Source organism: Maribellus luteus, assembly GCF_003576475.1.
Taxonomy (GTDB): Bacteria; Bacteroidota; Bacteroidia; order Bacteroidales; family Prolixibacteraceae; genus Draconibacterium; species Draconibacterium luteum.
Genome location: NZ_QWGR01000002.1, coordinates 367,577 through 382,347 on the forward strand (window position 1 = coordinate 367,577; position 14,771 = coordinate 382,347).

At 46.1% G+C, this 14,771-nt stretch carries 4 protein-coding genes; all 4 read left to right on the forward strand.

The annotated features are described in order from the left end of the window. Positions 1-18: 18 nt before the first annotated feature. Complete coding sequence (locus D1614_RS04290) at positions 19-1,131, forward strand: hypothetical protein (RefSeq protein ID WP_119436658.1); 1,113 nt, start codon at positions 19-21, stop codon at positions 1,129-1,131. Positions 1,132-2,788: 1,657 nt separating this feature from the next. After that, positions 2,789-3,517, forward strand: coding sequence for a hypothetical protein (locus tag D1614_RS04295; protein ID WP_147384019.1), 729 nt, complete (start codon positions 2,789-2,791; stop codon positions 3,515-3,517). Positions 3,518-5,172: 1,655 nt separating this feature from the next. Continuing rightward, on the forward strand, positions 5,173-13,332 hold the full coding sequence (locus D1614_RS04300; protein WP_119436660.1) for a T9SS type B sorting domain-containing protein: 8,160 nt from the start codon (positions 5,173-5,175) through the stop codon (positions 13,330-13,332). Between the two features lie 221 nt (positions 13,333-13,553). Further along, on the forward strand, positions 13,554-14,762 hold the full coding sequence (locus D1614_RS04305; RefSeq protein WP_119436661.1) for a T9SS type A sorting domain-containing protein: 1,209 nt from the start codon (positions 13,554-13,556) through the stop codon (positions 14,760-14,762). Positions 14,763-14,771: the final 9 nt, after the last annotated feature.

Sequence of the window (14,771 nt, forward strand, 5' to 3'; positions counted from 1 at the left end):
CCTCTAAAATTTTACATTATGAAAAAGCAATTTTTATTTTTGATCTTGTTCGTAGCGGCAATAGTCGCCGGAACTTCCAATGTCTTTGGACAGGTACCTACTACTCCTGATCTTGATCATTTGGATGCAGTACCTACTTACTGTGCACCATATGTCCCTCTTGCTTGTGGAACTGCTGATGATCCTTTGGCTCCAATACCAGGTGTTGAATATACTTACACAATCAACTCTAGTTCGATAGGTACACTTCATTGGTTTGTAACCGATGATGCTAGTCTCATCAGTGCTCAGGGAACGATTGCTGCGGGTATAGAAGCTAAAGATGGATCAAGTCCTTATGTTCTGTCAGCAGATGCTGCTTATAATGATCCAGCTAATACTTCGCCATCCGTTAAAATCACTTGGAAATCATTTGATGGTGTCGGCAACAATGTAATATTAGTAGTGTACAATGTTGACGATGCAAATTGTACCGATAATATGGAGGTATATCGAATTGTGCCACAATACAATTTTACGCTTGATATAGCTGGTATCGCTGATGCTGGTGATTCCGGAGGTGATGTTTCTGATTGTGTGAACCCAATTCAGACTGCATCATACGATGGAACTACTTTGTTAGTTGATTACGGTACGGATTACGTCTTCTTCGCGGTTAATGCAGCCAACTGGATGACCTCATGGATGCCTGGTGATTTCGCAGTTACAACAACTGGTACAAGTACAGTAACTATTGATGGGTGGGCTTATCCTGCAGATGCTGCAACTACAGGTGCCTGGAAAACAGTTGGAACAGATGCTGTCTTGGCATCTGCATATCCGGCCGGTACCAGTGATAATGGATTTGTTGCTGAAGCATGTATTATTGTTAGGGTCAAGGTTGAACATGGCACTGTAACTGAAAACCTTACCGATGAAGTCATAAATTTGACCGTGAATGGTATCATGGAAGATCCGGCTAACGCGGGTTCTTATGCTGGAGATTATCCTGATATAGATGATGCTGGCGCTGGTAATGCTTGTATTGATGATCTTACAACAGACAATATAGATTATACGATTACTCCAAGACCTGAAGTTACAGAGAATGCTCCGACTCCGTTTGAAGATAAAACTCCGAATGGTAATTAATGGAATATGAATCTTGCTTTTTCATAACCTAAGATACCCGTCAGTTGACGGACAAACCGGATGCGATCGCTCCAGGGGTGCTTCAGTACCCTTGGGGCGGCCGGCCAGGTTGGAAAGCGGGAGAAGAAGAGTCAGCAGTCTCAGTTGGTAGTCACAGTGTTCAGTAGGTCATCCTGAGCGCCTGCCTGCCGTCAGGCATGGAAGTCGAAGGATGTTTCAGTACGGACCAATGACCAATGACTAAAAAGGTTATGAAGAAGTAGTTAAAAAAGTCAACAGTCGCAGTTTTCAGTCTCGGTACACAGTACCAATGACAAGTGGCTAGTGACTAATGACTTGAAGCTCTAAGGGAAATTCGGGGGCAAAAGCCTTTCGGGATACGAAAATAAACTCTGTGGCCCCTGCCTATTGCAGGCAGGCTCTGTGAAGGCCTCTGTGAACTCTGTGGTTAGAGTTTAAACATAGAGAACACAACGAAGACACAAAGACCACGGAGAAAGGAAGAAGTGATGAACAAGGCAAAAGGATGAAGGAAGTTGGCAGTATTCAGTCGCAGTTGGCAGTACGTCATTCTGAGCGCCTGCCTGCCGTGAGGCATGGTAGTCGAAGGATGTAACCGATCTGCTGTGCCCTATGTGCCTAATGTGGTTAAAAGGAAAAACTTGTGGCTTGAAGCTTAAAACTTGTAGCTAAAAAAATGAACAAACAATTGGCAAATAACAGTAGGCAAACCAATAAACCTTCAAGCGTTTTTAAAACCTTGAAGTGTTTAACCTACCTGCTGTGCCCTATGTGCCTCATGTGGTTCATAAAACAGTTTGCCAATGGATTAATGCCTTGCAGCACTGATAGAATTCCGGAAGTAAAAACCGGAACTACGGAAAGGGAAAAGTGAACAGTCTCAGTGAACAGTCTTCAGAGTGTCACCACTTGTAGCTTGTAGCTTGAGACTTGCAGCTATATAAAATGTAAAAACAAAAAGAAATGTGAACAAAAGTAACTACATAAAAACCAGCAATGCACCGCCCTCTAAAAGGCAAAAGGCAAAAGGCAAAAGGCAAAAGTCGGGTGTTCTCCCAACGGAGCGTACTTTGAACTTTGAATCCGTCAAAGGACGGACACGGCCTGGAACTTTGAACTTGCCCGATAGGGCCAGGTACTTGCTGAAGATGCGCGACGGGCCTGAGTGTCGTCAGCCGGCACCCGGGACTGTCCCGCGCATTATTCCCTCTGCGGCCCTCTGTGTAAACTCTGTGCCCTCTGTGGTAAAAAATGATCCGTCAGCCGACGGAAACCACAAAGGACCACTGAGAAGACACAGAGAGCACGGAGTGAAAACTCTGGCTTTCCGTTACTACTGCAGCTGCATAAAAACGATAGTTCGCAGGAGGAAAATGCCAATGTTCAGAGCGTATGTATGAAGAATAAATTGTTCCGCGATCTTTGCGTAAACTTTGCGCTCTCTGCGGTTGAAAAGAATAAACCGCAAAGTTCGTAGAGAAACCGCAAAGAACACAGAGAAAAAAGGAAATGAAAAAGAAAGCAACGAAGAAAGAACAGAGAATTGCGGGGAGATCCCTCGCTACACTCGGGATGACAATTCGTCCCCATTGACCAATGACTTGCAGCTAGCGTCTTGCAGCTTGTAGCTAAAGAAATGACTAAAAAAATCGCACATAACATCACAACAGCCATCCTGGGATTCTTCCTGGTGCTGTTGACCGTGGCAAATGCTTCGGCCCAGATCGTTATTGAAGAGTGCGATACCATGACCTTTAGCGTCGACAGTCGCCCGAGCATCGATGATTTGAATTTTGTTTGGGGTATTTACACCGCATCGAACCAGCCCAAAGACGTGCTCGATCCGGCAGGAACACTCGATCCGGCCCTGTATTTCGTCGACGGTATGTATGCCAGCGGAGTGGGAAGAACCGTAAAAGTGACCGGGCTTGCACCCGGGAAATACTACGTGCGCATTCATGTATGGGACGAAGTAAGTTGTACCGACAACATCGAGATGTACGTAATGGAGGTGATCGAATCAACGCTCGATATGGAGATCTTTGCCGATTCGGTATGTATCGGCGAGCCAACCAATGTGTACATTCGCTTTACCGGCGTTGGCCCGTATGATGTATATTACACGATTGGAGACCAGGTAACTCCCAGCGTTTACAACCTGAATGGAAAAGAGGTCGATCCGGAAATTACAATTTCGATTACCCAACCGCTGCCGGTGGGCGAAACAAAATTCTGGGTGATGAAAGTAACCGACGATTGTAAAGTGTACAGTTTCGAAGAAGTAGCTCCGGAAGAACGGCCCGGAACCGGTATCCTGATCTATCCGAAACCAACAAAACAACCGATCTACCTGAAAGAAGAATGATTAGTGTATGGAAAAGTTAAATTGTAAATTTAAACAAGGCAAAAGTATGAAGAAAGTCGACAGTATTCAGTCTCAGTTGACAGTCCGTCATCCTGAGCGAAGTCGAAGGATGTAAGCAATCCTCTGTGCCCTATGTACCTAATGTGGTTAAAAAGAAAAAGCTCGTAGCTTGAAGCTCAAAACTTGTAGCTAAAAAGATGAACAAACAGTTGGCAAATAGCAGTAGGCAACCCGATAAACCTTCAAGTGTTTTTAAAACCTTGAAGCGTTTAAATCATCTATCTGTGCCCTATGTACCTATTGTGGTTCATGATAGAACGAACAGGCAATTGGCAAATAACAGTAGGCAACCCGAAGAACCTTCAAGCGTTTCTAAAACCTTGAAGCGTTTAAACTACCTGTTGTGCCCTATGTGCCTGTTGTGGTTCAAAAAAAACAATTTGAATAACGAATGATGATGAACGATTTAAGATATTAGAATGAATAGGCAATTGGTAAATAACAGTAAGCAATTTGGCAATGTAGAATGAAGGATGACAAAAGGAAATACTTAGCGTCTTGGCGCCTTTGCGAGAGAAGAAACCATCTCCTGTGCCCTATGTACCTGTTGTGGTTAAAAAGAAAAAGCTCGTAGCTTAAAGCTCAAAACTTGTAGCTAAAAAGATGAACAAACAGTTGGCAAATAGCAGTAGGCAGTACGATAAACCTTCAAGTGTTTTTAAAACCTTGAAGCGTTTAAATCATCTATCGTGCCCTATGTGCCTATTGTGGTTAAAAAGAAAAAGCTCGCAGCTTGAAGCTCAAAACTTGTAGCTAGAAAAATATAAACATGGAAATACATTTCGCACCGATGAAAATAGTCTTCGCACAACCGGCAAAAGACCTTGCACGGACGACAGTACACTTCGCGCGACTGACAGAAGACCTCGCACGACCGAAAACTGACTCCGCGTCAGGTGCAATCTCTTCCGCGCAACTATCAACTGACAGTGCGTCAGGCGAAGAACGCTTCCGGCGACCGAGAGAACGCTTCCGGTCATCGACAGAAGCCTCCGCACCGATGAAAATGTATTCCGCACAAGCGACAGCAAGCTCCGCGACTCTTCACGGGCTTTGTGTCTCAGTTTACAATAGAGCAATTTTGCAATTAACAGTTTGACAAACGATTATAAAATGAACCGACAGTTGGCAAATAGCAGTAGGCAGTCCGATAAACCTTCAAGCGTTTTTAAAACCTTGAAGCGTTTAAACTACCTGTTGTGCCCTATGTGCCTCATGTGGTTCAAAAAAAACTATTTGAATAACGAATATGGAATGAATAGGCAATAGGCAAATAACAGTAAGCAATTTGGCAATGTAGAATGAAGGATGATAAAAGGAAATACTTAGCGTCTTGGCGCCTTTGCGAGAGAAGAAACCATCTGCTGTGCCCTATGTGCCTATTGTGGTTAAAAAGAAAAAGCTAGTAGCTTAAAGCTCAAAACGTGTAGCTAAAAAAATGAACAAACAATTGGCAAATAGCAGTAGGCAGTCTGATAAACCTTCAAGTGTTTTTAAAACCTTGAAGCGTTTAAATCATCTATCGTGCCCTATGTTCCTATTGTGGTTCAAAAGAAAAAACTTGTGGCTTGAAGCTTACAACTTGTAGCTAAAGAATGAAAAAGTGGATGTACATAGTATTCTTCCTCCTGATGGCGGCAAACCTGCTCGCCCAGGAGACCTATGTCATCGACTCGGTATGTGTGGGAGCCGAACGTACCTACCGCCGCGACGGGGAAGCTGGCTATTCCTACTATTGGGAGCTGGTTGACCGCGAGGTGAATGACACCAGTTATGTGCCGGGTGTCGACTTTACTGACATAAATGGCACCGATACCACCTGGGGCAACGAAATCACTCACCTTTGGGATGCCGAAGGCGAATTCGATATTATTGTTTATGTAACTACCGAACACGGCTGCGACACCCTGGAGCAGGGAATGGTAAAAGTATTCCCCTTGCCCGAAGCGGAAGTGGGCGAAGACAAGGTGCTCTGTGACCTGAACGATATTGCGGTTTCGGGCGATACGGCATGGAACCATAGCGTATTGTACTGGACCACCACCGGCGACGGAACATTTAGCGATGCCTACAGTCTGCACCCGGTTTATCAGTTGGGGGCAAACGACAGTCTTCTGGGCGAGGTAACGCTGATTCTGACCGCCGAAGGAATGGCCGACAACGGAACCTGTACACCCGCTGTTGATTCTGTAACCTTCCGGCTTAGTAAGCCTGAATTTGAATTTGGGATGCAGCCTTTACTTTGTTACAACGATCACGATGCCATTATTTGGGTAACAATGACAGGCGGTGCTGCTCCTTTTGACTTTGCCTGGACCGGCCCGGATGGTTATTCTGCTTCCGGTAACGACAGAATTTCAGGGCTGGGAGCCGGAATGTATTACCTGACTGTTACCGATGATAATGGCTGTATGGCCATGGATTCGATTGAAATTGTTAATCCGCCGCAATTAACAGCTCTGGCCGAAGTTGTTCAGCAGATAAGCTGTTACGGCTATTACGATGGCATTATCCGGGCTTCGGCAAACGGAGGAACAGGAGATCTTTCCTTCCAGTGGAACAGCCAGCTTGGTTCGGTCTTTTATGGAGACTCAATTGTTGGTTTGCCTGCCGATGCCTATTATCTCACTGTTACCGATGAGAACGGATGTACTTTCATGGATACCTTGGTACTTGAAAATCCGGAGTTACTACTGGTAGATGTAACGGCAGACGATACCGTTTTATGTGAAGGTGAAGTGGTGTTGCTTCATGGTAATCCGCTGGGCGGAACAGGAACGCTGACTCACAGCTGGACTGGGAATGGGGCGATGTTTCTGAATTTGACCAACGACAGTGTTAGCACATTCCAGGGTGCGCCGGTAGGGAATTACCGCTTGATCTACACGATTATTGACCAGGTTATGTGTGAGGCCTCCGATAGCATTGAATTAAACGTTTATCCGCCATCATATAGCTACGATTCGATGGAGGTTTGCGCAGGTGCCGATCCGTTTGCCTGGAACGGAAAAACGATTACCAGCGACATGGATCGTACTTATCAGGATACTTTGCCGGGCATGAACCAATATGGTTGCGACTCTATCTTAACCCTGGATGTGAAAGTACTTTTCCCGACAGATTTCGATACTACCATTTACATTTGCGAAAACGAGACACCGTATGCTCCATATGGCAACATCACTATTTTGCCTGACCGCGACAGCGTTTACCTCGATACAGCCTATTATTCCAATTCCGGATGTGACTCGCTGCTGATCACCATCCATGTGTTCACGCTTCCGGTGACCGATACAATGCTTGAATTAACGCTTTGTGCAGGAGCTGAAGAATTTCCGTTAAACAACCGTTGGATTCAAACCGATTTTAGCCAGGTTTATTTTGATACTTTGTACAATGCCAATCAGTTTGGTTGCGACTCGCTGTTAACCTATGATGTAACCATCATTCCGCCGGATACCTTCAGAGTAGATACAATCCTGTGCCAGGATGAACCGGCGTTTGTGTGGAATGGTGTCACCATCCAAACCGTTTTCGACAGCATTTACGAGGCAACACTTAGTAATCAGTTTGGCTGCGACTCACTTGTACAACTGGATGTACACCTCTATCCGGCAACCGATACCCTGATTGATACTTTATTGTGTTACGGCAATCAGCCCTATGCCTGGAATACGCTGATGATTTATGCCGAACACGACAGTGTTTACCGCGACACCCTTCAAAACATATTTGGCTGCGACTCCATCGTGAACCTGGATGTAAAAGTGTTGCTGCCGTATGACAGTTTGCAAACCGTGGAATTGTGTGCAAACGAATTGCCCTACAGCTGGAATAGCCATACCGTTTTACCTGATCGCGACAGCGTTTACTTCGATACCTTGTATTACGCCGCGGGCTGCGACTCTTTGCGCCTGCAACTGGAGGTAATTACGCTGCCGGTGTCGGATACACTGATCGAGATGGTGCTGTGCGAAGGAAGTCCGTCGTTTGACTGGAACGGCCGGCCGGTTTCTACCTATATCGATAGTACCTACCTTGATACCACACAGAACGTTTTTGGTTGTGATTCAACCATCACTCTGATAGTCGACATTGTGCCGGCATTCAAAGATACGGTCTTGGATACCTTCTGTTTCGGAGAACCGATTGCTGCCTGGTACGGGCAGACGATTTCCCCGGAGCATGATAGCACCTACCTTCATAATGTCCCCGGGCCATCGGGTTGTGATACTTTGATTTTCTATGAAGTAACCATATTGCCGGTAACCGATTTTATGCTGGATTTAACCTTCTGCGCCGGGACGGATGCATTCCAGCTTAATAACCGTTGGATACAGACTGACTCAAGCCATGTTTATTTTGATACCATTCCAAATTTGTATGGCTGCGACTCCCTGCTCACGTATAATGTAACCATTGTTCCTCCTGATACTGTACCGGTTTTTGATACTTTCTGTTTGAACGAGCTGGTGGCCGACTGGAATTCCATCCCGATCCAAACGCAAACCGACAGTGTTTACCAGGCCGTATTGCCTGACTCGGAAGGTTGCGATTCGGTTGTTATTCTTTATACAACCATCATTGAGGGCGGAGTGACCTACGACACCATTTATGCCTGCATAGAATATACATGGATCGAAGGGACCGGCCAAACATATTACAATACTGGCGATTACCTGCATACGCTTGGTAGCGGAACCGCTTGCCCGGACACCAGCTGGCTGCACCTGGTTATTAGCCCTCCGATTGATTTGGTAGCAGACCCCGTAGATGTGCTTTGCTACGGAGACAGCAACGGCTCCGTTAATCTCACCGTTAATGGCGGAATTCCGCCTTATCGCTTTCTTTGGAGTAACGGAGAGATAACAGAGGATATTAGTGATCTTGTAGCCGGTGAGTACAAGGTTGTTGTGGTAGATTCAATTAATTGCACCGACTCATTTACTGTAGAGATTATACAGCCTGATTCGCTTTACATTTCCCAAGTAATTATCGACTCGGCAGAAAGCAGCACAGGTGTGGGGAGTATTTTTGTTGAAGTGGCAGGAGGAACACCCGAATACAGCTATGCCTGGAGTACAGGAGATACAACACAAAACCTGGAAAACCAACCGCCCGGAACTTACTCCATTGTTGTAACCGATGCCAACGGATGTACGGTAAGCAGGGTTATTACCTTGCCGGCAAGAGAAGCAGGAGACCGCTTGCGTGTAGTGCTGGCTCCTACGCCTGTTTTGTGTTATGGAGAATACAACGGGAAGATCGACCTGAATGTATCGGGTGGAAGTGGAAACTACCTGTTTGATTGGGTGGGGCCTGACGATTTCTCATCTGTTCTGGAAGATATTTCCGGCTTGCAGGCAGGTCTTTATACGGTAACTGTTATTGATCTTGAAGATTCAACCCTAACCGCCATCAGAAATACTACGGTTGAGGAGCCTGAGCCGATTGTGGTTAGCTTCGTGAAAACCGATGTGGGGAATTCTCCTTCTCCGATTGGAAGCATTGATCTGACCATAGAAGGAGGTACAGGCCCTTACGATGTAGTATGGATTTTCCCCGATGGTACTACTCGAAACACTGAGGATTTGAGTGGGCTGGAGATTGGTAATTACCGGGCCGAGATAACCGATGCCAATGGCTGTCCGGCAAGTGTACAGGTGCAAATTACCGGCTTTGGAATCATTTGTCCCGACCCAATTTCGTTGTGTCCTGACGAAACGATTCCGGCAGCATTTACCACTGTTCAAGCATTCCGGAATGGCGGTGGCATTATTTCAAGTACTCCTTCCATAATCGAATCCTCGTTTACTTCTAGCGATGTTCCGGATGGTAACCGTTGCCCGGAAGTCATTATTCGTACCTATTCTGTTGAAAATACCAACGGCGATGTGATGAGTTGTGAGCAGATGATTATTCGTGAAGACAATATTAAGCCAACCATCAGCTTCAGAACACAATACATTGATGCCTGTTCAGATTACAATCCGCGTAAATACCGAAATACGCAAGAGCTTCTGATATACGCCGGGAATTATGTAACGCTTGGAGATAACTGTACTCCTGCTAATCAGTTGATTTTGGAAGAAGTACGTCCGGAACAAACAGTTCAGACTAAATGTCCGAAAATTGTGAAGCGTTTTTACCGGGTTTACGATGGCTGCGGAAATCCTTCGGACGTGGCAGAAGCGATTTTTGTAATCGAATCATATTTTCCGATGAAGTTGGAGAAGGGAATACCTGATCTAGCGGATGTGGGATGTGTAATACCGCCTCCATTGAGCAGCTATTCCGAATTTGTAGCCCTTGGTGGAGTGGTTACGGATGCATGTTCTCCCACTTTGAGATGGATCAGCGATTCAAAACCTGACAAAGATGGAGTGGTGCTGCGTACCTACCGAATTGTAGACGAGTGTAGCTCTGTTCCTTTTGTGCAGAAGATTTACACGGAAACTTATGTTCCCGAATTTGATCCTATGGGGCCGCTTTGCCAGTATAGTGCAGCGCCTGAATTGCCGGCTGTATCAACAAATGGGTTTACGGGAACCTGGAGTCCGGCTGCAATCAATACCGATGTACCCGGCACGGTGGTCTATTCGTTTACACCCGATCCCGGTCAGTGTGCCGGTCCGGGCAGTATGGAGATCGAAGTGCGTCCGGCCATTCAGGTGTACGAAACCTTGCATGTTGACCAGGGATATTCGGCAAATCCGGTGGGTGAGATCGAAGTAGGGGTAACCAACGGAACCGAACCGTTTGAATATTTGTGGAATACGGGTAAAACCACAAACTATATAAACAAGCTTCTGGCAGGTAGTTATACCGTATTTGTAAGTGATTCTATTGGTTGTTTGGATACGCTTACAGTGGAACTTACCGCTTTGTTACCCGAAGTTCTCTGCATTCCTGACACCGTAATAGAATGCCCCGATCCGTCAGCTTATCCTGCCGCAACCACTTTGGCCGGATTTACCGCGCTTGGAGGATCGTATGTGCCGGAAAACCTGTTCGCGAAACTTAGTAGCTTCGACCTTCCGGGAGACCGCGATTTCTGCCTGAGTGTGGATCGTTATTATGTGGCCGAGGACATTTACGGTCGCCGCGATACTTGTGTGCAGCATATTGATTTCTACGATATTGTTCCGCCTGTGTTGATGGCTCCTCTGGGCGACACTGCTGAATGTTCGTTAAGTGTTGTTCCTGAAATTGAAACACTGGCTGATTTTCTGGCACTGGCTGATGCCGATGCCTATGATAATTGTGCGCTTGATCCGGCTTCGTTTACTGTGAGAGACACTACGATTGTGCTTCAGCCCGGAAGGACGAGGGTGATTGTATATTACAGTGTAGCTGATTTCTGTGGGAACATAGCACGCGACACCAGTTATTACCTGGTAACCGACGACCAGGCTCCCGAAGTATTCTGTGCCGACCTTACGGTTTACCTAAATGCCGACGGAACGTATTCGTTCACCGTTCAGGATTCCATTGCCATGGTCGACAGTCTTTACGACAACTGTACGGCACCGGAAGATATGCTGGTTTACATCGAAACAAGAGAGCTGACTTGTGAAGACATTGAGTCGGGCTTCCAGGTTCGGGTGACAGTGGTGGACGAAGCAGGCCTTTCGGCTGAATGTATGGCCAACATCACGGTTGTAGATACCGTTCCACCGGAAGCGATTTGCCAGGATATTACGGTTTACCTGGATGAAAACGGCGAAGTGAGCATCACTGCCGAACAGATTAACAATACTTCAACCGATAACTGTGAAGTAGCTTCCATTCAGCTTTCAAAAGATCGTTTCGATTGTACCGATGTTGGGGAAAACACAGTAGAACTGACAGTTACCGATATTTATGGAAATTCGGCTACCTGTGAAGGCATTGTAACCGTGATCGACGAAATACCTCCAGTTATTACCTGTGTCGGAAAACAAACCATTCAGCTAAGCGAGGAAGACGGAACATATACACTGAGCTGGGAAATAGTGACCGAAAGTGCAGACGACGAGTGTGGTATCGATACCATCCTGCTGGATAGATATATTCTGGATTGCGATGATATAGGAACCACCTTTATTACGGTAACGGCTTACGATGTAAACGGGAACTACAGTAGCTGCCAGGCCGAGTTTGAAATATTTGGAAATATTCCGCCAAACGTTGTCAACGATACGGCCGTAACAGCGGTGGATGTTCCGGTAGATATAAATGTGGTTCTTAACGACTATGATCTGAAAACAAATATCAATATTTCGTCGCTTGGCGTGATATCGAATCCAAATAATGGATCGGTTGTAGTTGATAACGTTACGGGGATAGTGACCTATACGCCTGATCCTGGGTATGTTGGGACGGATGTGTTCCGCTATATAATTTGTGACGACGGAATACCTTGCGACCCTGAATGCGGAAAAGCACTGGTACATGTTACCGTTCGCCCGGCCAATCAACCACCGGTGGCTGTGGATGATTATTTCGATTTGCCTTGTGGTAATCTTACGGGTAGTGTAATTGAGGGACCAGATGATGATTATGATCCGGATGGCGACAACATTGTGGTGAACCCGGTAACCATAACGCCTCCTGTTAACGGAATACTTACTTTGTACGATGACGGGCATTTCGAATACGAGCCATTCTTCGATTTTGAAGAAGGAGTGGACAGCTTCCAGTATGAAATTTGGGACGAAGGCTTGCCGCCGTCGTTGAGAGATACGGCCTGGGTATACATAACACGTGTAGCCGACCACGATTGTGACGGTGTTGCCGATGTGGACGATATCGACGATGATAACGATGGTATCCGTGACCTGAACGAAGGATTGAATCCTGATTTCCCGGATCTTTCCATCGATTCGGATCAGGATGGAATACCGGATTACCTGGATATTGATTCGGATAACGACGGTATCGTTGACAATATTGAAGGACAGGGGGAACACGATTATGTGAGTCCGGACGGGTGGCGCGACCAGAACAACGATGGTTGGGACGACCGCTACGATCCGAATTACGGTGGCTATGCTTTCGATGAGAACCTGAATGACCACGATCAGGACGGAATGCCCGACTACATTGACATTGATTCGGACAACGACAACGTATTCGACTTCATTGAAGGTTACGACTACAATGCCGATGGTATCCCGGATGTTACCCGCCTCTTTGTTGATACCGACGGTGATGGCCTGGATGATGCCTACGATACCTGGATCGATACCTGGGGCAATGACATTGACAATGAAGTGGAACACAATGCACCGCTGCAAGACTTTGACGGCGACGGATGGCGTGACTGGCGCGATACCAACGACGAAGACGACGAATACATGACCGCAGACGAAGATATCAATGGCGACGGCGATTACAGCAACGACGACCTCGACCTTGACGGACATCCGGAATACCTGGATACCGAAATGGATTGCGAACTGTTTATTCCGGAAGGTTTCTCACCGAACGATGATGGTGTTCATGACTTCTTCCAGATCCTGTGTATCTACCCAAGGTATCCGAATGCGAAAATGATGATCTTTAACCGCAACGGACAAAAACTGTGGGAAAAAGAACATTACGGCAACTACGATATCTGGGGTTGGAACGATGCCTGGTGGTGGGGTACAACCGACAGCCGCTTTGTAATTGGAAGGTCGGGCGGATTGCCGGCCGGTAACTACATTTATGTGCTCGAACTAAACGATGGTACCGGCGAAGTTCGCAACGGAACGGTGATGCTTGCATACTAAGTAATGCAGGCATCATTTTGATCAGCCTATTTGTTCTGTTGCTTGAAATACACCTCGTTGCAGTCGCTTTTGCTTCAAAAAGTCTGGTTGGTTTTCAGAAATGCTTATGAGTTTTCGGGGATATTGAATCAAGAATGGGGGATAGAAGATATGTAAATCAGCGTTTTGCAGGATAGTGTTCATGTTTTTGCTGGCTACTTTTGTATCATGGACGCTTAATCATGTTTCAGAAGATTCATGTCATATGGATGTTGGCATTGGCTGGCCTTGTTTATGGATACAAACCCGTTGTTGCAAACCCGTTGTTATTTCCCGAAAATATAGAAGGAACTGGTAACGATGCTAAATACAATGTGCCTCCGGTAGCTCAAAACGACACCTTTGTTTACTATGCTGGCTGCGATGATATCCTCACCGGAGATATTCTGGCAAACGACTGGGATGAAAACGAAGATTCGCTGAAAATCTATTTTGCTATCACACCCAGACCCAATCAGCTTTTTATAAACGACGACCGGACTTTTTCCATTCAGATTCCGGAATGGTACAGCGGGACGATGGAGTTTGATTATTATATAGAAGAAAAAACGCAGGATCGTTACCGGGCAATGGCAAAGGTTATTATCGAGGTTATTCCGGATTCGGATTGTGACGGAGTGGTCGACTTTGAGGATCTTGACAAAGATAACGATGGAATTCCGGATTTTGTAGAGGGAGATGGAGCTCTTGATTCTGACGGCGATGGAATTCCTGACAGTAAAGACATAGACAGCGACAACGACGGTATTACTGATAACGTTGAGTGGCAGAGCGAGGAGGATTACGTGGCGCCGCTAAATGTGGATGCCAACAACAACGGCTGGGACGATGCATACGATCCTTCGGCAGGGGGCAAATACGCTTTGCCGGTGGATACCGATGATAACGGAGTTCCCGATTACCTGGATGCTGATGCCGATGGTGATGGTGTGAGCGATCTGATTGAGGCATTCGATGTAAACAACGATGGTTTCTCGGATGTGAAACCCTACTATCAGGATAATGATGGCGATGGTTTGGATGATGCTTTCGACAGTGTAGATATAAAAAGCGGAAATTGCAATCCGACCGGTAGCAATTGTGTGCTGATTGATTTTAATCAAAACGGTGTCCGCGATTGGCGCGATCTGTCCAACCGCTATTTCGGGGTGAAGAGCTTCGTTTTTCCCAATCCTTTAGAGAATCAGTTCCGCCTGGTTCACCCCGAACTAAAGACTGGTGAGCCGGTGGATGTGCGAATCTTCTCAATCGATGGGAAGTTGTTGTTCCGGAAAGAACTCACTTCTTCGCCTAACTTTATTCAAATACCTGAATTTACCGAAGGAGTATACCGGATTTTGGTACATTCTGATAGTTTCACAAATACGCAGAATATTGTAATTGCCCGTTAGTTCATAGTT

What these genes read in the sequence shown, in the direction of transcription:
- D1614_RS04290 (WP_119436658.1), top strand. Translation starts at nt 19, where the DNA reads ATGAAAAAGCAATTTTTATTTTTGATCTTGTTCGTAGCGGCAATAGTC.
- D1614_RS04295 (WP_147384019.1), top strand. Translation starts at nt 2,789, where the DNA reads ATGACTAAAAAAATCGCACATAACATCACAACAGCCATCCTGGGATTC.
- D1614_RS04300 (WP_119436660.1), top strand. Translation starts at nt 5,173, where the DNA reads ATGAAAAAGTGGATGTACATAGTATTCTTCCTCCTGATGGCGGCAAAC.
- D1614_RS04305 (WP_119436661.1), top strand. Translation starts at nt 13,554, where the DNA reads ATGTTTCAGAAGATTCATGTCATATGGATGTTGGCATTGGCTGGCCTT.